Source organism: Agrobacterium sp. 5Ca39 (assembly GCF_055382365.1).
Window position 1 is genome coordinate 851,113 of sequence record NZ_AP026436.1, and the last position, 24,224, is coordinate 875,336.

27 protein-coding genes and 2 tRNA genes are annotated in these 24,224 nt (G+C 55.8%); 8 read left to right on the forward strand and 21 right to left on the reverse strand.

All coding sequences use genetic code 11. From position 1 onward, the window contains the following. Window positions 1–46: 46 nt before the first annotated feature. The 4 genes from sseA to ACZ47E_RS04185 form a co-directional block, all read right to left on the reverse strand. The gene (gene sseA, locus ACZ47E_RS04170; RefSeq protein WP_022556006.1) at window positions 47–1,468 is read right to left on the reverse strand and encodes a 3-mercaptopyruvate sulfurtransferase; all 1,422 of its coding nucleotides are present in this window, start codon (window positions 1,466–1,468) and stop codon (window positions 47–49) included. Between the two features lie 16 nt (window positions 1,469–1,484). Then, window positions 1,485–2,222, reverse strand: a complete 738-nt coding sequence (locus ACZ47E_RS04175) for an alanyl-tRNA editing protein (RefSeq protein WP_077987795.1) — start codon at window positions 2,220–2,222, stop codon at window positions 1,485–1,487. A gap of 12 nt (window positions 2,223–2,234) precedes the next feature. Beyond that, entirely contained in the window at window positions 2,235–3,272 is a 1,038-nt protein-coding gene (locus ACZ47E_RS04180; RefSeq protein WP_006697960.1) for a cysteine synthase A, read from the reverse strand. A gap of 122 nt (window positions 3,273–3,394) precedes the next feature. After that, window positions 3,395–4,834 (reverse strand): cryptochrome/photolyase family protein, encoded by a 1,440-nt coding sequence (locus ACZ47E_RS04185; protein WP_464016899.1) that lies wholly within the window; start codon window positions 4,832–4,834, stop codon window positions 3,395–3,397. A 188-nt stretch (window positions 4,835–5,022) separates the two neighbouring features. On the opposite strand from ACZ47E_RS04185, the gene ACZ47E_RS04190 reads away from it, so the two are divergent. The 3 genes from ACZ47E_RS04190 to ACZ47E_RS04200 all read left to right on the forward strand — a co-directional run bounded on the left by ACZ47E_RS04190 (window position 5,023) and on the right by ACZ47E_RS04200 (window position 6,540). After that, window positions 5,023–5,292, forward strand: a complete 270-nt coding sequence (locus ACZ47E_RS04190) for a DUF982 domain-containing protein (protein ID WP_006697962.1) — start codon at window positions 5,023–5,025, stop codon at window positions 5,290–5,292. 133 nt (window positions 5,293–5,425) lie between these two features. Next, window positions 5,426–5,983, forward strand: a complete 558-nt coding sequence (locus ACZ47E_RS04195) for a methylated-DNA--[protein]-cysteine S-methyltransferase (RefSeq protein WP_077987798.1) — start codon at window positions 5,426–5,428, stop codon at window positions 5,981–5,983. A 113-nt stretch (window positions 5,984–6,096) separates the two neighbouring features. Continuing rightward, window positions 6,097–6,540: a TIGR02594 family protein gene (locus tag ACZ47E_RS04200; protein WP_004441240.1), complete on the forward strand. Its 444-nt coding sequence runs from the start codon at window positions 6,097–6,099 to the stop codon at window positions 6,538–6,540. Between the two features lie 49 nt (window positions 6,541–6,589). Here ACZ47E_RS04200 and ACZ47E_RS04205 read toward each other — a convergent pair whose 3' ends face one another. Beyond that, complete coding sequence (locus tag ACZ47E_RS04205; RefSeq protein WP_107339760.1) at window positions 6,590–6,829, reverse strand: hypothetical protein; 240 nt, start codon at window positions 6,827–6,829, stop codon at window positions 6,590–6,592. Between the two features lie 170 nt (window positions 6,830–6,999). Between ACZ47E_RS04205 and ACZ47E_RS04210 the strand changes: the two genes are divergently transcribed. Further along, complete coding sequence (locus tag ACZ47E_RS04210) at window positions 7,000–7,404, forward strand: DUF2934 domain-containing protein (protein ID WP_278067368.1); 405 nt, start codon at window positions 7,000–7,002, stop codon at window positions 7,402–7,404. A gap of 136 nt (window positions 7,405–7,540) precedes the next feature. Here the strand turns inward: ACZ47E_RS04210 and ACZ47E_RS04215 are convergent, their stop codons facing one another. The 7 genes from ACZ47E_RS04215 to ACZ47E_RS04245 form a co-directional block, all read right to left on the reverse strand. Next, a complete protein-coding gene (locus tag ACZ47E_RS04215; RefSeq protein ID WP_107339759.1) occupies window positions 7,541–7,741 on the reverse strand; it encodes a dehydrogenase in 201 nt (66 codons plus the stop codon). A gap of 74 nt (window positions 7,742–7,815) precedes the next feature. Continuing rightward, entirely contained in the window at window positions 7,816–8,055 is a 240-nt protein-coding gene (locus tag ACZ47E_RS04220; protein ID WP_107339758.1) for a hypothetical protein, read from the reverse strand. 230 nt (window positions 8,056–8,285) lie between these two features. Next, the gene (locus tag ACZ47E_RS04225) at window positions 8,286–9,179 is read right to left on the reverse strand and encodes a DNA adenine methylase (RefSeq protein ID WP_107339757.1); all 894 of its coding nucleotides are present in this window, start codon (window positions 9,177–9,179) and stop codon (window positions 8,286–8,288) included. Between the two features lie 56 nt (window positions 9,180–9,235). Beyond that, window positions 9,236–10,675 carry a hypothetical protein gene (locus tag ACZ47E_RS04230; RefSeq protein WP_157951557.1) on the reverse strand — a complete coding sequence of 480 codons (1,440 nt, stop codon included), beginning with the start codon at window positions 10,673–10,675 and terminating at the stop codon, window positions 9,236–9,238. A 478-nt stretch (window positions 10,676–11,153) separates the two neighbouring features. After that, window positions 11,154–12,584, reverse strand: coding sequence for a PIN-like domain-containing protein (locus ACZ47E_RS04235; RefSeq protein WP_157951556.1), 1,431 nt, complete (start codon window positions 12,582–12,584; stop codon window positions 11,154–11,156). A gap of 70 nt (window positions 12,585–12,654) precedes the next feature. Beyond that, entirely contained in the window at window positions 12,655–13,971 is a 1,317-nt protein-coding gene (locus tag ACZ47E_RS04240) for a site-specific integrase (protein WP_107339754.1), read from the reverse strand. Window positions 13,972–14,128: 157 nt separating this feature from the next. After that, window positions 14,129–14,203, reverse strand: a tRNA-Asn gene (locus ACZ47E_RS04245). Between the two features lie 176 nt (window positions 14,204–14,379). Between ACZ47E_RS04245 and ACZ47E_RS04250 the strand changes: the two genes are divergently transcribed. Then, window positions 14,380–14,658 (forward strand): hypothetical protein, encoded by a 279-nt coding sequence (locus ACZ47E_RS04250; protein ID WP_044458770.1) that lies wholly within the window; start codon window positions 14,380–14,382, stop codon window positions 14,656–14,658. Window positions 14,659–14,663: 5 nt separating this feature from the next. Here ACZ47E_RS04250 and ACZ47E_RS04255 read toward each other — a convergent pair whose 3' ends face one another. Further along, complete coding sequence (locus ACZ47E_RS04255) at window positions 14,664–15,308, reverse strand: exopolysaccharide biosynthesis protein (protein ID WP_035207821.1); 645 nt, start codon at window positions 15,306–15,308, stop codon at window positions 14,664–14,666. A 503-nt stretch (window positions 15,309–15,811) separates the two neighbouring features. Here ACZ47E_RS04255 and ACZ47E_RS04260 point away from each other — a divergent pair. Next, window positions 15,812–16,399 (forward strand): YqaA family protein, encoded by a 588-nt coding sequence (locus ACZ47E_RS04260; protein WP_004441250.1) that lies wholly within the window; start codon window positions 15,812–15,814, stop codon window positions 16,397–16,399. A 138-nt stretch (window positions 16,400–16,537) separates the two neighbouring features. After that, complete coding sequence (locus ACZ47E_RS04265; protein ID WP_006697968.1) at window positions 16,538–17,092, forward strand: dual specificity protein phosphatase family protein; 555 nt, start codon at window positions 16,538–16,540, stop codon at window positions 17,090–17,092. 192 nt (window positions 17,093–17,284) lie between these two features. On the opposite strand, the gene ACZ47E_RS04270 is transcribed toward ACZ47E_RS04265, so the two are convergent. The 3 genes from ACZ47E_RS04270 to ACZ47E_RS04280 all read right to left on the reverse strand — a co-directional run bounded on the left by ACZ47E_RS04270 (window position 17,285) and on the right by ACZ47E_RS04280 (window position 18,175). Beyond that, window positions 17,285–17,488: a hypothetical protein gene (locus tag ACZ47E_RS04270; RefSeq protein ID WP_004441254.1), complete on the reverse strand. Its 204-nt coding sequence runs from the start codon at window positions 17,486–17,488 to the stop codon at window positions 17,285–17,287. Between the two features lie 211 nt (window positions 17,489–17,699). After that, window positions 17,700–17,960 (reverse strand): hypothetical protein, encoded by a 261-nt coding sequence (locus ACZ47E_RS04275; protein WP_037089037.1) that lies wholly within the window; start codon window positions 17,958–17,960, stop codon window positions 17,700–17,702. A 138-nt stretch (window positions 17,961–18,098) separates the two neighbouring features. Further along, window positions 18,099–18,175 (reverse strand) — tRNA-Pro (locus ACZ47E_RS04280). Window positions 18,176–18,405: 230 nt separating this feature from the next. Here ACZ47E_RS04280 and ACZ47E_RS04285 point away from each other — a divergent pair. Then, window positions 18,406–18,942, forward strand: a complete 537-nt coding sequence (locus tag ACZ47E_RS04285; RefSeq protein WP_004441259.1) for a DUF1269 domain-containing protein — start codon at window positions 18,406–18,408, stop codon at window positions 18,940–18,942. 63 nt (window positions 18,943–19,005) lie between these two features. Here the strand turns inward: ACZ47E_RS04285 and ACZ47E_RS04290 are convergent, their stop codons facing one another. The 5 genes from ACZ47E_RS04290 to uppD form a co-directional block, all read right to left on the reverse strand. Next, window positions 19,006–19,656: a hypothetical protein gene (locus tag ACZ47E_RS04290; RefSeq protein ID WP_278067370.1), complete on the reverse strand. Its 651-nt coding sequence runs from the start codon at window positions 19,654–19,656 to the stop codon at window positions 19,006–19,008. A 175-nt stretch (window positions 19,657–19,831) separates the two neighbouring features. Further along, entirely contained in the window at window positions 19,832–19,981 is a 150-nt protein-coding gene (locus ACZ47E_RS04295) for a hypothetical protein (RefSeq protein WP_003521552.1), read from the reverse strand. Between the two features lie 77 nt (window positions 19,982–20,058). Further along, complete coding sequence (gene uppF, locus ACZ47E_RS04300) at window positions 20,059–21,300, reverse strand: polysaccharide biosynthesis O-antigen ligase family protein UppF (RefSeq protein ID WP_278067371.1); 1,242 nt, start codon at window positions 21,298–21,300, stop codon at window positions 20,059–20,061. Beyond that, window positions 21,297–22,850 (reverse strand): polysaccharide biosynthesis glycosyltransferase UppE, encoded by a 1,554-nt coding sequence (gene uppE / locus ACZ47E_RS04305; protein ID WP_142182133.1) that lies wholly within the window; start codon window positions 22,848–22,850, stop codon window positions 21,297–21,299. Before uppE ends, uppF begins: the two co-directional genes overlap by 4 nt. Before the next feature lie 220 nt (window positions 22,851–23,070). Beyond that, a complete protein-coding gene (gene uppD / locus ACZ47E_RS04310; protein WP_278067372.1) occupies window positions 23,071–24,213 on the reverse strand; it encodes a polysaccharide biosynthesis type 4 glycosyltransferase UppD in 1,143 nt (380 codons plus the stop codon). Between the last annotated feature and the right edge of the window lie 11 nt (window positions 24,214–24,224).

Here is a 24,224-nt window from a genome sequence, read left to right on the forward strand (position 1 = left end):
CTCCCGTGAACGACACGGGATGATAAGGCGCGTAAACCGCTACCCCTCAATTGCGTAGCGATATCTCCAGGAGCTCCGTATCGGCCAACGGCTCCACCCAGGCCTCATAGGTGCCCACGGGCGAAAAGCCCATCATCTGGTAGAGCTGCAAGGCGCGCGGATGGTCGAGCGTGTTGGTCGTCACCGTCACCCGCTGCGGATTGTCCTGCCAGGCGGCGTAAAGCGCCTGCAACAGGAACCACTTGCCGACACCAGCGCCGATCGCTTCTTCGAGCAGCCCGAAATAAGAAAGCTCTGTCACCTCGTCGCTTGTCTTGTTCAGCTCGAAGAAACCGGCGGGCGCACCGTTCATATAAAGAACCGTAACGCTGTTTTTCGGATCGCGTAGGATGGCGGAAAGTTCAGCATCGCTCATGCGCATGCGCTTTTGCCAATGCCATCGCTTTCCAACCCGCCAGTACAGATAGCGGTAAAAGTGCAGGGGAATATTGTTGACCCGCATCAGCGCCGTCTGGATGTTGACGGGGATCGGCAGGCTGACCTTCGGCGGTGCCGTCATTTCGAGCTGCGTCACGTGCGCCTTCAATGGGCCGTGCGACAGCGTGGGGATCGCATCCGCCGGACCGGTAACCACCGGCGTGTCCTGTAATCCGCCCCATTCCGACCATGAGCCGTCATAGAGAGAATTGTCCTGATGACCGAGCGATTCCAGCGCCAGGGTAATGACGGCTGCCGTCACACCCGAACCGCAGCTCGTCACGACGGGCTTCGTAAGATCGATGCCGGCATCGGTCACCATTTTGCGGATTGCCGTAAGGTCCTTGAAGTGGCCGTTTTCGGAAAAGGCTGTCGCCGGCAGGCTGCGTGCACCGGGCATATGGCCCGAACGCATGCCCGCACGCGGCTCGGCTTCCTCGCCGGTAAAGCGGCCGGCACCGCGAGCATCTGCAATCTGCTTTTCGCCGCTGTCGACAATACCGCGCATGGTGCCAAGCGAGGTCACACGTTTTTCGTTGAAATCGGGTGTGAAGGTTGTGGGCTCAATTTCCGGCGCGCCGGTTTCCAGCGGCCGGCCTTCGCGCTTCCAGCCGTCCAGGCCGCCATCCAGCACATAGGCCTTGCGCACGCCCATTACCCGCAGCATCCACCAGACGCGGGGTGCGGAAAAGAAGCCCGGACCATCATAGACCACGATCGTATCGGTCTCGCTGAGGCCGAGCGCGCCGGCCTGTTCCGCGAAAAATTCAGGCGAGGGCAGGGAGTGCGGCAGGCCGGTCGTGTGATCGGCGATTTTATCCTGATCGAAGAACACGGCGCCAGGAAGGTGACCCGCCGCATATTCTTCTGCGCCGTTGCGCTTATGCGCCGGCAGATACCAGGAGGCATCGACGATGCGAAACCCGGGCGTGCCGAGCTGTTTCTCAACCCAGTCCGCCGAAACGACGAAACGGCTCTTATCCGTGCTCACGATGTCTCTCCCGATCTCAGGCAACAGCTTCAGGCGCGCCGAAACGAATGCGGAACCGCCTGTTCTCCTTGCCCTTCTTTTCTATCTTGGCAATGTGAATATCGCCCACTTCCTGCGTTTCGGATACATGGGTGCCGCCACAGGGCTGGCTGTCTATGCTGGAATTTTCGCCGATGCAGACGAGGCTGACCCGACCGAGGCCCATTGGCGGACGCACATTCTTGGATTTGACAATGCCGGGATTGGCCTGAAGCTCCTCGTCCGTGATCCATTGCAGGAAAACGGGATGATTGGCTCTCACCAGTTCCATCAGCCTGGCGGTTACGTCGTCTTTGTCAATAGTCTCCGACATGTCGAAATCGACACGCGACTCGTCCTCACCAACGGCTGCTCCCGTGATCGGCCATTGGCAGACGACGGAGAGCAGATGGCAGGCCGTGTGCATGCGCATCAACTTGTAACGACGCGGCCAGTCCACGTGCAGCGTCAGCTTTTCCCCGACTTCAGGAGACGGCTGATCCTCAAGCGGGACATGGATGATGACGCTCTTGTCGGCGCCATGCTTTGTAATTCCGAGCGCGATGCGCGAACCATCAGCGCGCTCGAGAAAGCCGGTATCGCCAGGCTGGCCGCCCGAGGTGGCATAAAAACAGGTCTGGTCGAACTCGATGCCGCCGTCCTCATGCACCGCCGTGACGATCGCTTCTGCGGTGGAAAGATAAAAATCGTCACGGAACAGGGCATTCACAGGCATTTCGGCATGTCCTCAAACGGTTTCGTACGGAACCGAAATATCGGTTTTCGTCGCCAGCCACTGCGGAACGGGAAGGCCCTTGGACCGCAGGAACTCTGGATTGAAGAGCTTCGACTGATAACGATTGCCGTAGTCGCAAAGTATCGTCACGATTGTATGCCCCGGACCAAGCTCACGGGCAAGCCGGATTGCGCCGGCGATATTGATGCCGGTGGAGCCGCCGAGGCACAGGCCTTCCTTCGTTACCAGATCGAAAAGGATGGGCAACGCTTCCGCATCCGGAATGCGATAGGAGAAATCCGGTGTGAAACCCTCGAGATTGGCGGTGATGCGCCCTTGCCCGATGCCTTCCGTGATGGAGGTGCCTTCCGATTTCAGGACGCCATTCTTATAGAATTCGTAGAGGGCCGCTCCCTCGGGATCGGCAAGGCCGATCTTGATGTCGGGGTTGAAATCGCGAAGGCCGTCCGCCACACCCGCCAGCGTTCCGCCGGAGCCGACCGCGCAGATGAAACCGTCGACCTTGCCATCCGTCTGGTCCCATATTTCTGGAGCAGTGGTCTCGATATGAGCCTGTCTGTTGGCGATATTGTCGAACTGGTTAGCCCAGATCGCGCCGTTCTCATCCGTCGCCGCAAGCTGTCTCGCCAGCCGGCCGGAGACTTTCACGTAATTGTTCGGGTTGGAGTAGGGAGCTGCCGGGACTTCGACCAGCTTTGCGCCGAGAAGCTTCAGCGCGTCCTTCTTTTCCTGGCTCTGCGTTTCGGGAATGACGATGACCGTCCTGTAACCGAGCGCATTGGCGACCAGCGAAAGGCCGATGCCGGTATTGCCCGCCGTGCCTTCCACGATGGTGCCGCCCCGGCGCAATTGTCCGCGCCTTTCGGCGTCGCGGATGATGTAGAGCGCGGCGCGATCCTTTACGGACTGGCCAGGATTGAGGAATTCCGCCTTGCCGAGGATTTCGCACCCCGTCGCTTCAGAAGCAGCTTTCAGACGGATGAGCGGCGTATTGCCGATGGCACTGAGCGCAGAGGGGTGAATGGTCATGATTGAGCCTTCTTGTCTGAGCGGAAATTAGGTGCCGTTATGTCCCGTTACAACCGCTTCAAGGCAAGAAATTATCTTCCCGGCTTCGGCTTCGCCACGCAAAATTTTGCCGATACCCAGTTTTATGTCTTCTTCTTCACTCTGGCATAGGCAGCAAGTGCTCTCTCCCGCGCCCTGCCATGGTCGACAATGGGGTTCGGGTAGGTTTTCCCGAGCGTGATGCCCGCTTTGGTCAGCACCTCTTTCGGGGCCTCGAATGGTTTGTGAATATATTTGCGCTCTAGCCTTGCAAGCTCCGGTACGAAACGGCGGACATAATCACCGTCCCCATCGAATTTTTCGCCTTGCAGGATAGGGTTGAAGATGCGGAAAAATGGCGAGGCATCCGCCCCCGAACCCGCCACCCACTGCCAGTTGGCGGCATTGGAGGCCGGATCGGCGTCCACGAGCGTATCGCGGAACCATTTCTCACCCTTGCGCCAATCGATCAGCAGATGCTTGATGAGGAAGGACGCCACGATCATGCGGACGCGGTTATGCATCGTGCCGTGGCGCCATAGTTGCCGCATCCCGGCATCCACGATCGGATAGCCGGTCATGCCGCGCGTCCAGGCCGTGAAGGATTTGTCATCGTCCCGCCAGTTGAAGGCGTCGAAACTGTCGTTCCAGTTCTTTTCGTCCAGCTCGGGAAAATGAAACAGGAGGTGATAGCAGAATTCCCGCCAGACGATTTCCTTGCGAAAACGGCTGATATCGTTTGAGGCGATGTGGCGGGAAAGTCCCTTCGTCGCATGCCAGACGGTGGCGGGTGAGATTTCTCCTAATGCGAGGTGCGGTGAAAGCCGGGAAGTCGCGTCCTTCGCCGGCAGGTCGCGGCCCTCTTCATAACCTTTCAGTGCGCCGTCAATGAAATCGGAGAGCTTCTCCCGGGCCCCGTCTTCGCCAGGCGTCCAGATATCGCTAAACTCCCTTGCCCAGTCAGGCCCTTTGGGCAGCAGCTGCCATTCGTCGAGCGTTTCCGATCTTGGCCAGTTCCTGGGCGCGTTGAGTCTGTCTGGCGTATCCGCAGGCGCGTGAGGCTCCTCGCCGCCCTCCAGTGCGCGCCAGAACGGTGTATAGACCCGGTAGGGACCACCGGATTTGGTCTGCAGCTTCGATGGCTCATGCAGCAGATGCCCGGAAAAGCTCCGTACCGTCAGGCCTTCATCCCGGAGCGCGCGTTTTAAGGTCTTGTCGGTCGAAATACCTTCAGGATCATAGCGGCGGTTCCAGAATACGGTGTCTGCGCCGGTTTCCGCGATCAGCCTGCGCAAAACCTCCTCGGCGTCGCCGCTGGCGAGCACGAGGCGGCTGCCTGTTTTCTTGAGCGCGGCATGAAGCGCAGTGAGCGAGTGGTGAAGCCACCATTCCTGCGCACGCCCCAGCGCGCCGCAACATTTTTCCCTGATATAGACGGGGATGACGGGACCTTTGTGGTCGGCCGCCGCAAGCAAAGCGAGGTTGTCCGAAAAGCGCAGGTCCTTGCGGAACCACACGATGACGGGAGAGGCTTTTTTCTGCATGGGAGGGCCCGGTTCACTTCCGTTTGAACGAGTGTTGAAACGCTTTGTTCCGCAAATCGGCTAGAATGGAAAGATGGGGCACATGGTTTCTCGAGGGTTATTTTTTCGCTCTTGAAACCGCAGGTGAAGGGAACCAACTGGAGGAGCCGGCGTTTGTCGCGGGTTAATAGAGCATGGAAGTGCAATCAATGTTGCTGAATGACGTTAAGTGGGAAAAGCCCGTTACCATCTCCCTTGAAAACGGTGCCCCTCGAATTTTCACAGGCGTTTACGAAGCCTTCGATTTTCTCCAGCATGAGTGGCCCGAGCGGGGAGACAAGGCGCACGAACAGGCGCTTCGCCTGTGCCGCGCCTCGCTCATGGGCGATGTGGCGGGAGAGATAGCCCGCACGGCCTTCGTCGCCGCCAGCCGGCAGGCGCGCTGCCTCGTTGAGGAGCCGGAAAAAATCGCATCCTGAGCCGATTTTGGAACTGACGTGTGAAAGGCCACCCGCCCAAAACGGGTGGCTTTTTTGTTGTGCGGCAGGAAACGGGTTGTTTCGAATGCGGGATATGGCATCGTGCAGGCGAAAAGGCGAATGAGTGACGGTGATGGGCAGCCACTACGGCTATATTGTTTTTCCAACGGCGCTTGGCCATTGCGGCCTCGCATGGGCGGGGCGAGGTATCGTGCGTCTGCAATTGCCGGGAGCGGACGCCGGCGAAACGGAAAAGCTCCTTCAGAAGCGCCTGCCGTCCGCCTCCATCGCCGTTCCCGAGACGCGGACACGTGAGGTGATTGCGATGATCACCCGTTATTTCGGCGGTGAGGCAATCGATTTTAAGGCCGTGGACCTTGATCTCGCCGGGCAGGAACGATTTTTTCTCGACGTCTATGCCGTCGCGCGACAGATCGGTTGGGGCAACACGACGACGTATGGCGGCATCGTGAAGACACTCGGTCTTGGCATGGAGAGAGCACGTGACGTCGGCCAGGCAATGGCGAAAAATCCGGTGCCGCTGATCATTCCGTGTCACCGGGTCCTTGCCGCAGGTGGCAGGCTTGGCGGCTTCTCCGCACCGGGCGGAACCACTACCAAATTGCGGATGCTGGACCTTGAAAATGCCGGCCGTAGCCGTGCGGATGATGCGCAGGGCAGCCTGTTCTGAAGCAATGACAGATCAGCCCGCATGAATAGGCGTCTGATTTCTGCCCATTTCTCGTCAAATTGTCGCTAAATTGTCACAATACACGAACGCCCGCTAACATAAGGGCGAGACGTTTGAGAGTATCCGCGTTAATTCTATCCGTTGCCTTGTCTTTTACAGTCGTGGCACCGGCCTCGGCTGGCATGCTGAACCAGGCTGAGAAATACACCGGGCTGCATGAGTCCAAGAACAACAAGAGCCTCAAGAACATTCTTGGGGCAAATCCGAGAAGTACGCCGTGGTGCGGCCTTTTCCTGCATGCCGTAGCCAGCAAGGCCGGCCGGCAATCACCCAAATCCTACGGATTTGCGAAATCCTGGAGTTCCTTCGGTTATGCCGTCCCGGTCGGCCAGGCAAAGCCCGGTGATGTCGTCGTCATCCGCAACGGCCGGGGATATCATGCTGGTATTCTAAAGAGCATGAGCGGCAAGACCGCACAAATTCTGGGCGGCAACCAATCGGGCAGGGTGCAGGTCTCGAATTTCAACCGCAAGGCCATCGTTTCGGTTCGGCGATAAATCCCCTGCATTCCCTCGATAAAGGCGGGCCTCGACCCGCCTTTTCCTTTTAAGGCTGTTCTCTCGTGCCTGGCGCCGCCTCGCGCTGGTCGTCGTCCTCCAGATCGGTGGCGACAATGAAAGCATCCTCGTGCTGCCTTGCAGCCTGCCGGCGTGCACGCAGGTTCATGCTCTCGTCCGGATAAATCTCGTCTTCCTTGTCTTTCAACTCGCTGTCTGTCTCGAAACGCGCAACGTCGTCGTCTTCAATATCAAGCGGTTCGGTTTTCGGCTTCTGCGGGGTGTTCATGAAGCGATCTCCTGCTGGTTTCTGCAGGCCAAACGCTCGGCAGCCGATGCCGGTTCCCTTTCTCGCCAAAATGCTCATTCGTCGCAGGTCGATGCGGAACTAACTCTGGCTTTTTTTGTTTTTTCAATGGCACAATTGAAGCTGGTGCAACGCAAAGAGGGAGGTCCGTTATGAGCCACGACCGCGAAGCCGCAATCCGTGAAAAAGCGCGCGCAATATGGGAGAGGGAAGGAAGACCCGACGGGCATCATGAAAGACACTGGATCGAGGCGGAACGGGAAATCTCCGCGGAGGCGGAACCGGCAAAACCCAAAAGCGGAAATGGCGTGAAGAAGTCCGCTTCCGCCACCGCGTCAGGGGAGAAGGGACCTGCAAAAAAGTCGCCCACGAAAAAAGCCAATTCGACAAAGGTGAAATCTCTTGCGGTAAAATCGCTGGAGAAAGAGCAGAAATCCACGGACAAGAACAAGGAAGACGATTTGACCGAAAGCCTTGAGGAGAGTTTTCCGGCCAGCGATCCACCGGCATTGACCAACGCCACGAAGGCAACAAAACGGGCGGTCAAGAAAAGCTGATGGCCTGACGGTCGCACAGCAGGAAGTCACGAAAACTTCCAGGTCACGTCGGGCGAATTGCAGCTGCACTTCGCTCGGCTGACACCGTTTTGAGAAAAATGGCTCCCCGCCGTGATCCGATAGAATATATGCTTCTCTAGGTGGCATCTCGATCAGCGTCCGGCTTCCATCCCCTCGTAAATCCTTTACCCATCGCGACGGTCGCGAGTGCAAGCTGCAGCCGCAAATGCTGAATGTCTTCCATCAGCGTCTCTATCGCCGCGCGACTGTCGCCATCGTGCCATGCGATAATGTGGTCAACCGGATCGGCTTCCGGTTCTATTGGTAGTGGGCGCACGTTCTCATTCTCCCGTTTCAGAGCTCCAAAATCATTCCCTGCTTAGAAAAGGCGCGCGCCCTCGCGCCGTTAAATCAGTCTGGCATCAGGTCGGCAATTTGCCCGTGCGAAACCAGCAAACGTGGGTTTCCCATGGTGCCGCTTTCTTCGTCCACGGTAACGGCATAAGCCGCAGCGCCGACATGACGAGGGGCCATCGCGCTCGCGATTTTTTCGGCGGAGGCTTGATTAGATGCTTGCCGCATCTCGCCAGGAACGACGCCGCCGCGGCCGTTTTTGAACTGTACGACAATGATTTTTTCAGCGTCCGACATTCTATTGATCTCTCGTTTGTTCTACAAATGTTCTCATTTTAGAAAAGAGTCAATAAGGTTTTTCTCGGCTTCACGGTCGGACCGATTGCGGACCGTTTCGCCTGGATTTGCTGGAACGAAATTGGAACAAGTGTCGTATGCTGGCCCGTGAGAGGTGGGCTCTCAGGAAGCGATCGCCGTTCGGGACGTGGGGCCCCGCGACTGTCGGCTGGGCGCGAGAGCTTGATCTCTCAAGCCGCACTCACATTGAGACGTTTGAAAGATTTGAGTTGAGTTTTACTCGAATAGATTCTTTCAGGTCTATCTACACCAGGGCCGAATATCATCACCTCAGATCCGTGCCCATGGTTTCTAGCGCTGTAACCGATGCTAAACTGCTCTTGATCGAAGGCCGAGTAAATCAGCCGAATTTGTGCAACGTTGTCGTATGAAACGAACCAGCTGTGCTTTTTTATGCGGCCCACGATCTCTGCTAATGCAACATGATCTTTATGAACAAAGTGGTTTTGGTAAAGGGATGCGCCCTTTACGTAATAAGGTGGGTCTATATAGATCAAGCACTTTGCATCGACATCTTCCATATGCTTTCCAAGGAAGTGTGATGCATCTAGCTGCGTTACACTGATCCGAGAGCGATACATTCCAATCCGCCGGATCTTGTTAATCAGGTCGTCTTTATTGTATCTGCATCCGATCTTCCACTCCCCGGCCTGTTCCAAACCGCCGATTACGCCGCCATTCAGAATTCCGGATCGGTTTGTGCGGTTCAGGAAGAAAGTAGAAAATCCGGAGGCAACAATGTTATCTGTCGCCCCACGGCGCTTCACTTCGCGCGCCATCATCCATGATTCCATCGTCACGGGAGTGGACTCAATGAGCGCAATCAGATCATCTGTGTGATGTACTGCCGATTTCCAAAAAGAATAGACACACCAGTCAATGTCATTGATGTGTATATGTTTGACTCGTTCGGTCATCAGGAGCTCGAGCGCCACCGCAGCGCCACCTGCGAACGGCTCTGCATAATGACCGCCCTCTAGATCATTCAAGCTCAAAACGCTTGCTACATAACCAGCAAGCTTACCTTTTCCGCCTGGATATCGAAGCGGGGAATAATTTGTCATGCCGAGCTCCCAATTTCTGATCGACTGGTAACAAAATTTTTCTTGCTCGGCCAGAATTATTTCCCAGCTTTTTCAAGGGCACTGAATATCTCCAATAGGTACGGGTGATACCTGTCCCAAACGGTTATTATGTCTCGGGCTGACGGGAGTGAAATGTGATCGTGGATCGCTTGATTAAGGCTATCGAGGGTATGTAGTTTCCCTTGGACTCCGTTAGCGACCTCCCAAACGTAAACGAGCTGAACGTTTTTCTTTTGAGGGTCAATTTTGTGGAGCGCAGCCGAAACCTTGTCTTTCAGCTTCACACCGTGATCGCGCCATCCATTAGTGTTCCTGCATGGGACACCGAGGTCCTCGAGAAAAACCAGCGTACATTTTTCGAGGAAAATCCGGACCATGGCAGCGCTTATGTGCGGATTGGTTTCCACGTTTAGCTTCTTCAGCTCAGCATAAAATTTGTTCAAAGCTTGGTTGTTGATGCGAAGCCCAGTGTCAGCCAAGTGTCTACGGAACTTTGCTGGCTTCGACTTCGGTGCAGGCGGGGTGGTTGGGGGTGAAGCAGGACCGCTTGTGCTGCCTGGAGGCGTCTGCGCTGGTGTTGCAGGTCCGGTGGGATGGGGTCCGGGCGGATTCAGAGTGGTCGTGGTGGTGCTAGGAGGATTGGCCGCGGGAGAAGGCCTTGGGGTAGCGGGCGCCTTGTTCTTAACGTTCTTATGGGCGAAATTTTGAAGATAATCCTGCTGGAGTTTCGCCGAAGTAACAAGCGTCTCAGTGAAAGTTTTGCTAGCCATCGCGCTCAGTATGTCTTTAAGTAACTCAGCACCTGCCTTCGCATCTCCATTTTCGACGACAACGGAATTGGTTCGGACATCAAAGGCGAGCCCCAGTACGCCGCTCATGTGAGACGAGCCCAATACTCGTTCAACAGTTGTTGTTTTCGACTCAATCCCTTCGAATATTCCAGGGATTTCGCCCAGGTGTGCATTTATGAAGTCGAGAGCTATCATCCACTTAGGAGGGCGACCTTCAGCTTTCTCGCTCCTTGCCGTCGCGACGGCATCCCACTTAAGCGCTCCTCTCCCTCCCATCGCATTATAGTGTTTTCGCTTGATCCAGTGTTGGGCTTCGCTGCGATCAAGAACGACACATTCGGCCTGATTTAGCCCAAGTGCTAGAAAATCAGCACTAAGCTTTTTAAACCGTTCGTACGTCGGCAAATTCGCTGCGAGACTAGGGTTAGTGAGCGTCTTGAGCGCAGTCATTCGCCTGTTGCCTTCAAGTGCGATGTACTGCCCGGGGTTTGCTGCATCTCCGGTTACGATCAGCAAGGAAGAGGGATCTAGTCCCTTTCTTTCGACAATGTCTTCCGCCAGATCTGCGACGCCGTGCGTGCTTTCGTCCGAAAGCAATTTACTTATGGCGTCATGTTGACTTGAAACGTTCCCGTGACGAAAATTTTCGACATCCAGCGAAATGGCGGCAATATCGATTTTCATGATTCCCTCCTGTAAGTCGGGAATTCTTACTAAACTTTTTGGCGAGTAAATACTCTCTCCGCCCGTATAAATGAACAAAAAGGCGAAGTCTCGATCTCTCATTACTGAAAGTCGCCCAGATCGGCACCAAAGCCAATCAGATTCTCCGATCGAGAACCGGTCCGCTGACGCAAGTCACTTCTGAGCTTGTCGGGAAACTTGCGCTATAATTAGGCTTGTCCACAGACGGGGATTTTTGTGGATTTCATTTTACAGTTTGATGTTGACAGAACTGGAAATGTTGGATGTTTCGAGCTTCATTTTACAGATAGAGCCCGACGACGCACCTGAAATCATTAGAAGTGCGATGGGATTTGTAATCAGAAAGTCTTCGCACTCTCCATACAAGCTGGCGCGAGCGCAGAGCGGTCACCGACACTACCGAAAAGATGCCTGTGGCATCCGGTGAAGGGATCTTCGAAACCTCGTTAATGGTTGCTCAAGGTACTAAAACGGGGGTGTTGGCTGTTCCAAAGCAAGTGTCTAGCCTCATGAGGATCAAGTCTCCTCCCTTATCTAGGATCTCTACGATGCGAAAGGACTGCCACTGTCCTTGGTTATCACGTACAACGAACGCATCACCCTCGCTCACTTCAACTGCATGAGCGTACATCAGATCGTCGATAAAAAACTTTGCTTCACCCGCAGAAACGCCGAACGGTGCTATCCGTTCTTCTCCATCCTCGGTTTGCAGCAATACCGATCGGCCGACCACAAACCCAATGATGGCAGGGTCAAACTCAACATCTTTAAATACTACCGGGCCACCTTCACGATATATTGCTGCGCGGATCCTTCTGGCGTCAAGCTCGATGCGGGATATTGGTGGGCGTGGCAGGGCTTTATTGCGCGGCCTTACCCTTGGAGTATCTTCAGTCGTTAAATTTTTAGTCCACCATTGGTACAGCGGATCTCGCTCGGACAGTTGGATGCTTTCCCGACTGATCTCGACTGTCTCGGCTTCCTTGACTTTCGCAACTACTGCCTCAGACACATCCATTTGTCGTAGAAAGTCAGCGAGATGCGATATCTTCAAACTCCGTCCATTTGACGAGCGCCGATACTCGTCCACAAGTTCTGGTCTCGGATAAACAGCCTCATTGCCGGCTCTAACAGCCCAGTCGCCTTTGTCATCCAAAGTTAAAAAAATTAAATCTTTTTCTAGCAAACGACCAATTTCAAGAATGCTCTTCCAGATCAAGAAGTCCCCGATACCGCTATCGTCCTTGTCGCTATCTTTGTACCCAGGGGGGAGCTTATGTTCGCTACGGCGTGACCACTCAGCCTTTAACGACCTTCGGTCTCCAGGCGCTTCGATGATATTTTTTTCATTGAAGACTTCGGCGTAAAGCATTGAGACCGGGTCGTTGCCGCGCCATTGTTTTATCTTCCCGATGAGATTTTTTAGGGCCGACCGGTATTCCCTGACCGCTTTCTCGGCCGATTCGGCCAAGTTTGGCAGCTTGTCGTAGCCTTCTACGCCTTCAAGAATAGGAGACAGCTTTGCCTTTGGCGGTTCAAGCTTAGACAACCTGTCATTGAGACCGGTAACCACTTCCGCAAGTTTCTTGTCCCGCAGTCGGATAAACTCTCTGGAGACTCGTGCGGGTAGATACAGGCGGTTGCTTTTCGCAAGCGCCCTGTATGTCGAGGAGAGAGCTGACAAATCGTTTGCGTCAATCTTGTATGGAAGTATGAGCACATTCGTATCTATTGCGACTACGAAGTCGCCATCTCGCGCGATCGGCAAATCATGAGAAGAGAAAAGGGTAGCTGCATTGGGGTACGTATCCTCAAGAAGGAAAGCGAGATCCGGTTCGCTTGGCATTTGGCTCGTCGCAACCTCGGACACTTCCTGTTTTTTATTCACATGACCCTCCCATCCCACCATTTGCGAGCGATTGCACCTATTACTCGTATGCCGATGGATTAAACAGTATTTATTTAGAAATACTGATGGTGGTAAGGAATTCCTGACGTCGCTTCATCTCCGCACCATCGCCATAGGTCGGTCGACCGAATTCATGCCCCATCAAATCAGCTTGCATTCTATCTGATGCGCCAGCATTTTCGATGCGATCTTGAAACGTGTGGCGTAGCGAATAGACGGTGTGGCCCTTAGTAGGGCGTAGCCCCGCATTCCAAAGAAACTTGTTGATGTTCGCTGAAGCGGAATCGGATTTGTCCTGATAAAGGGGGAAGCCGTGTGGATGCCGCTTCATTGCCTTCAGCGCGACGCCTACGAGCGGGACGCGGCGAACGGAATAGTCGGTCTTGTTTCGACGATCCTCACGCTCTGCGACCTCAACATGTGGAACTTCTCCATGAAGGTGAATATCCTCCGGCCGCAGATTGCATACCTCTGTGAGACGCATGCCAGTCTCAATCATGACGTGGATGATTGCTTGGCCCTCATCGTTCAATCCATCTAACGCACCTTCTGCCAGGATCTTCTCTTTAATCCATGCAACAGGGAAGGGTGGTCGTTTGCCCAGCTTCGTCGCGTTTGTCTCCTTGATCCGGAGTTTCTCCCACGGCTTGTGGAACTCGGTCTGCAGCGCGTCGTCGATGACCGTCAGCATACCGGCAATATCGGTAATGCTGCGGTTGGCGCTGTAAGCCTTTAACTTTTCAGCTTTGATTTTTTGCACCCACCAGTCCCTAAAGCGGATCGTGTCGCCGCGGCGGATCGCTGAGAGCTCAATGTCGCCGAATACGTCTTTCGCGTAGCGCAGTGCGCGTTCGCGCGACACCTTGTGCTTGCGCAGCTGGTTTGGCGACATGCCGGTCAGGCCTGCTTCATTGTGCTGAGTATAGAGCTTCCAGACGTCGCTGATGCGCGGATTTGGCTCTGGTGCCGTCCCGAGCACGCCGTCTGCGATGGTTGTTGAAATGTCGAAGTTTTGTTCAGCTATTCTGAAGCGGCGGTCCAGCTCGACGATATCGATCTGAGATACGTCGCCGGCAGGCTTGTAGGTGAAGCCAAGGGATTGCGCAGCTCGCACGGCTGCCTCGTATTCTTCAATCGCTCCGATCGCACCTTTTCCCTGAACCAGAGCGCGCCAATAGGCTTCGGAAGCGCTATGAATGGACTCTGCTCGCTCAAGCGCCTCTTTATGACTTTTAGTTTTGAGACTTTTTTTTACATGGGCGCGCTTATCCAGGTGCGAGACCTCGGTAGGGACGCGCCGATAATACCGATAGATGCCGCTCGAGGAATCTCTCAGCACATATTTTGAAACATCTTCTGACTTCATTCGTTCACCCGCCTGTAGACGGAAATGTAGCCAAAAAGTATCCGAAATAGCAAGAATAGGAGTTGCTACGCGCGGCACTGAGAGCTGCGGCAAATGATAAGTGGTTGTTTTTGCTTGGTTGTTTTGCGGTATGTTACTTTTCTCTCTGAGAGAAAAGTGGCTCCCCGGGCCGGATTCGAACCGGCGACCTGTCGATTAACAGTCGAATGCTCTACCGCTGAGCTACCAGGGAACGTGCGCTGCTTGGCGCGGTGTGAGCGGGGTAATACAAATGCTTTTCCGATTTGCCAAGCGCTTTTTTCAAAAAAAACGCATTCCTCTTGTTTTATCCCTCCGGAGTCCCGATTTTCCGGGCTTATCGACGCTGAAAAAATTATCCACAGGCCAGATGCTGAAGGGCGGATTGGAATGAAATTCGGAATCGACCACAGAACGGGTCGTCTCAATCTCGGAAAATGGAGCCTTGCCATGCCGCGTTCGCGCGTCGGCAGGATCGCAACGGGTTCGGCGCTGGTCGTGGGCGGTACGCTGGGCTTTTTGCCCATTCTGGGTTTCTGGATGGTTCCCGTCGGCCTTGTCGTGCTTTCCCACGACCTGCCGGCTGTTCGTCGCCAGCGGCGAAGGCTGGTGATCTGGTGGGCATCGCGGCGGAACCGGCGGGAGCCCCGCGACCCGGACCGACAGTAATCCTGCTACGCCCCGATGGAGCTGCTGATGCCCTGGCCTGCCCAGAACGCGGCATAGGCGAGTGCAGCGAAATAAATGGTCGTCAGCCCCAGAAAGAGGTAACCGCCCAGCACCGTGACGCCGTCCCGCTGGATCATGCCCGCTGAGAAAAGCAGGATCGCAATGCCCGGCAGGGTGTTGGAAAAGGGAATGAAGCCGAGCGGCATCATCAGAAGCACGCCCGCCGTCATCAGGGCGAGGCCATTTATCCTGTTGGCGATGACGCCCGTCGTCAGTGCCGGAATGCGTGGACGGATAAAGCGGTCCAGTCTCGATACGATCGCCACCCCCTTCTGCAGCGCCGGGACCAGCTTTGCCGTTTCCATCTGCCGGTCGAGAATTTTCGCCGGCAGCCATGGCAGGCGATTCATCGTGATCGCGAGACTGACGAGAATGATTGCGGCGCCGAAAACGGTGCTGACTCCGGGAATGGAAACCGGGATCAGAAAGGGCAGGGAGGCTATGGCGCAGATGAGCAGCAGGCCCTGTTCACCGATCGCTTCCATCAATTCGCGCAATGTGATCGTCTGGCCCTGCAGTTTTCCTATCAGCTTTTCAAGCGTGGTGCTGAGCTTTTCAGACGTATCAGTGAATGCGAATTCGTTCGACATGCCGCTTCCCGGAAGTTGTTCAACTCCGGGATTGATACCATTCCTCCGGCCCGATGCCTATCACAGATGGAAACGGGCCTCTTCACATTTGGTCATGCCGTCCGAAAGATCTAATGCGAAACCCAGTTGCTATAGGCACCTGCAAGAAGAACCACCAGCAGAATGACAAGTATGACCGGATTGATTGATGTAACGAAGTTGACATAGTCCATGATAACTTCCTCCTCTTCCCGCCACCTCTTATTCTACAGCAAAAAGGCGAGTTCATCTACCTAGAGATGAAATTTCGCATCGCAGCAACCAGTCTCCGGTATGGATTGGAATCGTGGGACTTTTTCATTTTCCGCAATGCAAAAATAAATCTTCCAACATTTGCCATTCTCTTGAGTTGTCTCTAATCCTGATTCGTGACGGGTTTCCAGACCCGCCGCCTGCCGTTGATTGACCGGGTGAAATTCCGCCTGTGTCTTGCCTCCTGACCATTCTTCCCCGGGGACATGAAAATGCTGAAAAACATCTATGCCTGGACGATGGCGCTCGCCGCGCGCAAAACCGCCGTGTGGTGGCTGGCAATCGTGGCTTTCGTGGAAAGCTCCGTTTTCGTTGTTCCCGCCGATGTGCTTTTTTTGCCCATGGTATTGGCGAAGCCGAAAAAAGCGATGTTTTACGCGCTCGTGGCCACGGTCGCCTCGGTTCTGGGCGGTATAGCGGGCTGGTTCCTCGGTCATTATGCGTTTGAGAGCATTGCCCGGCCCATTCTTGAATTTTACGGCAAGCTCGACAGCTTCGAGCATCTGAAGAACTCGGTGGATTATGAAACCATCGTTCTTCTGCTGGTGACATCGGGCCTTGCGCACCTGCCGCCAATCAAGGTGGTTACCATTCTGTCGGGCGCGGCCAATATCAGCCTTGGCCTGTTCATTCTGTCGGCGGTCGTCACGCGCGGCGCGCGCTTTTTCATCCTTGCCGGTTTGCTGCAAAGATACGGTGAATCGGTCCGCCATTTCATCGAAAAACGCCTCGGCGCCATCACGGCCGCGGCGGCGGCGGCACTTATCGCCATCTATGCGGTTTACGTTTTCGTGCGTTGATCGAAAGCAATTTTTCTACTCTCACAATACTGTCGCATAACTTTCAGCCTACTGTCAGAATCCACCTGTATCGGTTCCCGTGTCCAATCAGGGAACCGTTTTATTATGCGAAGATTTTGGAAGTGCTCCTTTGGGGGCATGGGCCTCGTCGTGCTTGCGGCAGGCGGATATCTCTATGCCATTCAACTCCTCGGCAACTTCCACGAGGTGATGGCCGGGCAGCTTTATCGCTCCAACCAGCCGAGCAGCGAGCAACTTGTTCGCTACACCAAGGATCACGGAATAAGGACTGTGATCAATCTGCGCGGGTCAAATGAATCCCAGGCGTGGTACCGGGATGAGGTCGAGACCTCGCGCAAACTCGGATTGAATCATATTGATTTTGGCATGTCCGCGAGCCAGGAGCTCAACATGAGCCAGGTAAACGAGCTGGTCGCGATCATGCGCGACGCGCCGAAACCGATTCTCATTCATTGCAAGGCGGGTGCGGACAGGACGGGCCTCGCGACCGCGCTTTATCTCAGTCGCGTCGCGCGTCTTGGAGAAAAGGAAGCAGAAAGTCAGCTCTCGGTTCGCTATGGCCACATCGGCATTCCCTATCTCTCGCAAACCTATGCCATGGACCGGACCTGGGAAAATGTGGAGGATATGCCGATCACTGACGACTTTGCCATCGCTTCCAATGAATATTGAGCAAGGCTTCGACCGGTCGGGAAGTAACTGATAACGCCCCGTTTCTGAAGCGCCATTGGCTGTAATGCTTCTGTGAATTGTCCACCCGCGCTTCGGCTCTCTGTCGGCAGGGGAAGCTTTTATCGGAGCGTGGAATCTGTGCGACTTGACCGCGTCATGGGTATCGGAGACCAGCTGTGGATAAGGCGATTTCTAATCGCGCTCCATGTCCGGCGTCCACCCGCGCGTATATCCTTTTCCCATGATGGCGACAGCAAGGGACAGCTGCTCCTGCAAATGCTCGATTTCGCCGAGTAGCGCCTCGACGGCCGCCCTTGCATCACCGTCATGACACTGGATGACGTATCCCGCTATGTCGTCAGGCCGTATGGGAGTGATCTTTTTAGCGTCGGACATGGTAGGTGACCTCTCTTTTGTTCACTAAATGTTCTAATTTTAGCAGAGAGTCAACACGGCAATGCACATCGTCGTTTGACGGAGGGCGACGGCATATCGCGCCCGCTTTTTTTTGTAGAATTTGCCGGTGAGCACCTAAGCAAAATGGGCCGGTGAGCCTGGGGTCCTACAGGAGCTTTAACCCAACCCAAGCGCGGCGTCGCCCGATGGGTTAATGGACCGAAGGATCCTCGCTATCCAGAAAGCTGCGAATCCCGTCTTTTTCGCAGGTAGCCAGGAATTCTTCCCATGCGTCTTTGTCGGTTGCGAAAGGTTCGTCCCAGGTGGTGACATCGTCGTGCTCGCTGATAACTTCCAGGGTCCAGTCTTGCTGGGTGCCCGCGGGCCGGTAGATGTCAACAAGGACAGTGATACCCTCGTCTTCAAACTCGCCTGAAAATTCCGAGTGTTCTATTTTCGTTTTTTTTGCCATCTCAGCACACTTCGTTCTCAAGGCTTGAATAAATGCACACCCGAACGGGATGTTTGAAACTTGCGCATAACGCTCGCTACTGGAGCGCTAAAACAAATATAGCCAGCTCTGGGGGAACTGGCTATCTATCTGATTTAATGGTCGGAGCGGCGGGATTCGAACCCACGACCCCTTGACCCCCAGTCAAGTGCGCTACCGGGCTGCGCTACGCTCCGAACCTGAAAGCCGTTTATATAGAAGCCTGTTAGGGCGCAAGCGGAAAATGGCCTTTTCTAAAAAAAACGAACAAAGGATGTGGACTGCGGGAATGGGATCAATGGAGCACCGCGTTTTGCCGGCTGCGTGGCTGTCAAACACCTGACACATCATCTTTTCATCATGGCCGGAACCTGCCGCGATCTTTAACGTTCATTCGCAGCGGAATTGAAACTCAGGGAGACAAACAATGTCCGAACTTGTCGTTGTCGGTTTTGACGGAACGGAAGAGGCCGACCGGGTCCTTCTGAAGCTTGCGAGCCTGAAGAAGGAGTATCTGGTCGATCTGGAAGATGCCGTTGTCGTGGTTCGCGATGAAAATGGCAAGGTTCATCTGAAGCAGAGCGTCAACCTGACAGCGATCGGTGCAAGTTCCGGATTTCTGTCCGGTGGCCTGTGGGGCGGACTCGTCGGCCTGCTGTTCCTCAACCCGCTGGCGGGATTTGCGATCGGCGGTGCCATCGGCGCGGGAACGGGCGCGCTTGCGGGCTCGCTCACGGATTACGGCATCGATGACGATTTCATCAAATCCCTGGGCGAGACCATTCCAAACGGGTCGTCGGCTCTTTTCGTATTGATCCGAAAGGTGCAGCCGGAAAAGGTTCTGGCGGAACTGGAAGGGCTGCGCGGCAGGGTTATCAAAACATCGCTCTCGCCGGAGCAGGAAGCCGAACTACAGAAAGCACTTTCGGGCGGGAGCCATCAGCCTGCTACACCGGTTGCCTGAAACGGATAAAAGCAACGCTGCGGCATCATCGATGTCGCAGCGCTTCTGCGTCAGCCGTTGCTGTCAAACGGTGAGTGTGCCGTCCTTAGCCTGCGGCCAGGTGAGATAATAATAACGGCTGCCGACACTGCCAAAAAACGCGTTGTCGCCGGAAATGCCATCGATATAAGCCCCGTTGGCGCCCTTTGCATAGGCCGCTCCATCGCGTTTCAGATGATCCTTCAGGAAGTCGCTCCAGCCCGCCGTTGCGATCGCTGTGGCGGGTTTCGAGGCGGTCTTGGGGTCGTCTGTCACATCCCACGCTTTGATCTTTACGCCGTCCGCCGGGTTGGACACCGTCAGCGTGCCGGCAGCCAATGCTTCCAGCATCGCCTTGGCCTGCGCTGCCTTGGCGGGATCCCCGGACAGTTCTTCGAGCGTCGCTTTCAGATCCTTCATGAAGTCCGCCCGGGTGATGTCCCCGGAAGCGGCCGTCTTGTCCGTATCACCGCTCTCCGCCTCATTGCCCGAGGTTCGTGCATATTGCGCCAGAAGCTGCGTCAGCCGCGTATTGCTGGAAGAGGTGGAGGTGGTGGTGTCGATGCCATAGGAATTGAGCAGCGTCGTCCGTGATGATGTGGAAGTCGCAGCGGAGTTGTCTTCCTGTTCCCTGATGGCCTTGAGGGCCAGTTTGGTGGCGGTGAGACGTGTGGAAAGGTCGATGGAGGAGACCATTGCGCGGGATGTCCATGATCGGACCAGATACGCATCATCCGTACCGGGCCGGCGCGGCGTGAATCTGCGATTCCCGCCATTTGTCCTCTTTCATAAGAAGACCGGGTGCGTTCCGGCCGTTTTTTGGCTGGAACGCACCCGGTTTAATGGTCGGACTTTGCGCGACGCTTGCGGCTCAGTTTTCCTGAACGGAAACACCATTCGGGCCGATATTCATCTCGATTCCCTTGGGCTTGCTTTCTTCATGCCAGACGTAAATGCCAAGGCCTGCGATGACGACAATCAGCGCGCCGATGATGAGATAGAGATTATTGGTCTGCGTCATAAGATGTCTCCCCGTTTGACAATCAGAATCGCGGGCTAAACGCATGAAATCGTGGAAGGTTCCGTAAGGTCAGCTGTTTATGCGCCAACCGCGCGCCGGCGCAGGCCTTCGCGTTTTTCCAGTGCCATGCAACCCCACAATATGCCGAGCAGCAGGAAGAAGTGTCGCCAGTGGTCGGTATCGATGACAGCACCAATCATTACATGCCCGACAAAAGCCACCCACGAAATGATCAGGAAGGCCTGCCATGGGCGCGGGCGCAAGAGATGTCTGAAACCAGCGGCGATGGTCCAGCAGATCAGGACGAGATAGATGACGAAGCCGAACCAGCCATGTGTCGTCAGGCTTTTCAGCCAGATATTGTGCTCGGCTGCTGGAAAGATATTGTCGAACACCATCGGGCCGATACCGAGCGGATGTTCCATCGCCAGCAGGAAACCGAGATAATGGCGGGCGAACCGTCCCAGATGGCCGCCATCATAAGATTGCACGGCCGAGGCGCGGCTGGAGAACAAATCGGCCACCTGTTTGAACTGCAGCGCGATGAGGACAGCCGCTACCATCAGTCCGGCGGCGATGAGAAACAGCACGAGGATTTTCAGGCGAAACGCCGCCGTACGTTTCTTCAGCATCATGACGAAGACGAGCAGTACGGTGGCAAACAGAAACAGCCCCCAGGCCGCACGCGAAAACGACAGGAACACGCCAAGCGACAGGATCAGCAGGCCGAGGATTCGCCAGGGTGCGTGCATCGTCTTGCCGGTCAGCAGGCCGTAGATGAGATAAAGCGATGGTGTCACCAGAAAGGGACCGAAGACGTTCGGATCCTGAAAGGCGCCCTTGGCGCGATCGTAAAGGGTGAAGACTTCGAAGCCCGGAATGGCATGAAAATAGCCGATGATGCCGAGCAGGGAGGTGATCACCGCCGCCGCCAGCCACGCCCGGAAAATCAAAAGCAGCCGCTGGTATCGGTCCTCGATGATCGCCGCGTAAAACACCGAAGTCAGCGCCAGAAATGTCGAAACGGCGAGATAAAGCGGACCCTCATCCAGGTCGGCCATGGTGGTGAGCGAGAGATATCCGCCGATATTGAAGGCGAGCAACAGGCACAGCAGCAGGACGACGGTGCGTGAAAGTCGCAGGCCAAGCAGAAACCACAGGGCCACTTGCCCAACCATCATCAGCTCATAGGGCGCTGGCTCGGAGATAACGAAGCCGGAAAGAAACACGCCGAAGGCAATGAAGAACGAACCGATGAGCCGCATAGCGGCTAAAGGCGCATCGAAATCCGGGGCGTGCTGATAACCGGTGTGGGTCAATAGGCGTTTTCCGATTTGAGCAGCCGGATCGGCGTCAGGAACAGAATCTTGAGATCGAGAAACAGCGACCAGTTCTCGATGTAATAGAGATCATATTCGGTGCGGAACTTGATCTTGTCGCCATGGTCGATTTCTCCGCGCCAGCCATTGATCTGGGCCCAACCGGTTACGCCGGGCTTGACCTTGTGTCTTGCGAAATAATGCTCCACCACTTCGGTATATTTCAGGTCGCCGGTCTGGGCATGAACCGCGTGCGGGCGGGGCCCGACCAGCGACAGGTCGCCATGAAGAACGTTGAAAAGCTGCGGCAGCTCGTCCATCGAGGACTTGCGCAGAAAGCGGCCAACGGGCGTTACGCGCGGATCGTTCTTGGTGACGGCCTTTTTTGCGGTCGGGTCGCTGAGTTCCGTATACATGGACCGGAACTTCCAGACGTTGATGGTTTCATTGTTGAAGCCATGGCGCTTCTGCTTGAAGAGGATAGGCCCCTTGGACGTCGTTTTGACGGCGATTGCCGCGCCCACCATGACCGGCCACAGAAGGGCGATGCCGATGAGGCTGAAGGTGATGTCGAACAGCCGCTTCGCGACGGAATCCCAGTCCCGGATCGGTTTGTCGAAAACGTCAAGCATCGGCACCTTGCCGACGTGGGAATAGGCACGCGGGCGAAAGCGCAGCTTGTTGGCATGCGCCGCAATGCGGATATCGACCGGGAGCACCCAAAGCTTGCGCAAAAGCTGGAGAATGCGTGCCTCGGCGCTTAACGGCAGGGCAATGATCAGCATATCCAGTTTGGTCAGGCGGGCGAATTCCACCAGTTCGGCGAAAGTGCCGAGCTTGGGATAACCCGCGACGACGTCGGGAGAGCGCGCGCTTTGCCGGTCATCGAAGATGCCGCAGATGCGGATGTCGTTGTCGGATTGCTGCTCGAGCGAGCGAATGAGATCCTTGGCAGCATCACCACCGCCGACGATGACCGCCCGGCGTTCCATGACGCCATTGCGGCCCCAGTGGCGGATGGCGAAGCCAAGGATCAGTCTTCCGGTGAAAATGGCGATCGCGGCAATTGCATACCAGATGCCGAAGGCTTGCCAGGAATGCAGCGCATCGGGAAAAAAGAGCAGAAGGAAACAGGCTGTGCCAACGAAAGACAGGCAGACCGCGCCCTGAATGCGAGCGAACATCGACAGTGGCGTGCGTAGCGTCGGCAACTGATAACAGTCGCCGGCCTGAAGAAGAAAGACGCAGAGCGCGGCCCCCAGTACGCCGCCGCCAAAAACCGCCAAGAAGGTCTCAATACCCCGATTGGCGGCGACGCCGTTGATGATGGCGGCGATCACCACGAGCATGGTGAATTCCAGAAGCCGCAACTGGCCTATCACCATGTTCGGGGAGTGATTGCCGCCGCGAAGCTGGTTGGCAATCTGCCGTGCGAGAGGGTTGAGAACGACGGCTTCCGATGTCGAAGGCCCGTTGGCCTCTTGCTCGGAAATCTGTTTGCGCAACGACGCCAGATCGAATTGCAGTCTATCCTTGTCAGCCTTGGTCATTGCCTGGTCCGCACCCTCCAGCGCATCGGCGCGAAAATCGGCATCGATTTCCGACCGGACGATACGCAACTTCAAAGTGGTGGAGCGGGCCTGATGCATCCGGACGGACGCACGGCGCTCCACGATCTGGAAACTAGCCGAAACATGCTAAGAAACGTTTATGATGGGTTTCTTGAGGATGGCGGAATATACAATCAAAAATCGTGTTTTTGAAATGATTTTAGAGCAACAGCAGATCGCGATAGAGCTTCATCATGTCATCCGCCATGACCGGCGTCGAAAACTTCGCCCTGAAGCTGTCGGGGTGGGGCATGATCCGTTTCGCCCAACCGGCATCTTCGGCATCCTTGGCCATGGCCCTCGCCAGCGCCTCGACGTCGCCGGCCGGGACGAGCGCGTCGCTTTCTTCTCCCAAGACTTCGGGAATCCCGCCGACATGGGAGGCGATGACCGTTTTCCCCGCCGCAAGTGCTTCCAGCACGATATAGGGCATGGCCTCCGCGCGCGAGGGGACTACCACCGTCGTGGCCAGGGCGAAGGCCTGTCTGGCGGGCATGGCGGCATGCATGGAAATGCGCCGGGAAAGACCGGCCTTGTCGATCATCGCCGCGTATTTGTCCCTGTCCGGCCCATCGCCGACGATGACACCGGACATCGGCCGGCCGATGCCGCGCTCCATTTCCGCGAAGGCCTTGATGAAGAGGTCAGGCCCCTTAAGGTCGCGGAGCATGCCGATATAGAGAAAATGCGCCGCGCCTTCTTTCGCGGGGACGGGTTCGAACTCGTTTTCCTGTACGCCGTTATAGATCATCGCGGTACGGGTGCGCGGTTTGCCAACCTTGGCTTCATAGGCCGCCTGCTCGAACTTGCAGACGAAACAGAGCGCATCGGTGAACCGTTCCTGAAACCGCTCCAGCCGCAGGAAGAGCTGTCCCTTCAGGGTGTTGCGGGCATAATGCAGGCTTCCGCCGTGCGGTGAATAGAGGCGGGCTACGCGATACCTGTTCGCCCGCAGCAATGAGCCGATCAGCCGGGCCAAAGCGCCACCCTTGGCGCTGTGCCCGTGCAGAATGTCCGGCCGCAAACTTTTGATGTGTTTGTAGGATTTCCAAAGCGCCAGCAGATCGCCCGGGGTAATGGAGCGCCGGATGGGCAGGCGCGTCAGGCCGAGCTCCAGCATCGGCGCAATCTGCGCGAAAAGCCTCTCCTCATGCGCACCGCCGGTGGAACTGTCGCAGACGATGCCAACCTTGTGGCCCTGCCTGACATGTTCTTCGATAAGATCACGCACATGGCGGAAAACGCCGCCCACCGGCGAGCGAAAACAGTGAATGATGCGCAGGGGAGGGCCGTCGTCCGACACGTTCGCCGCGC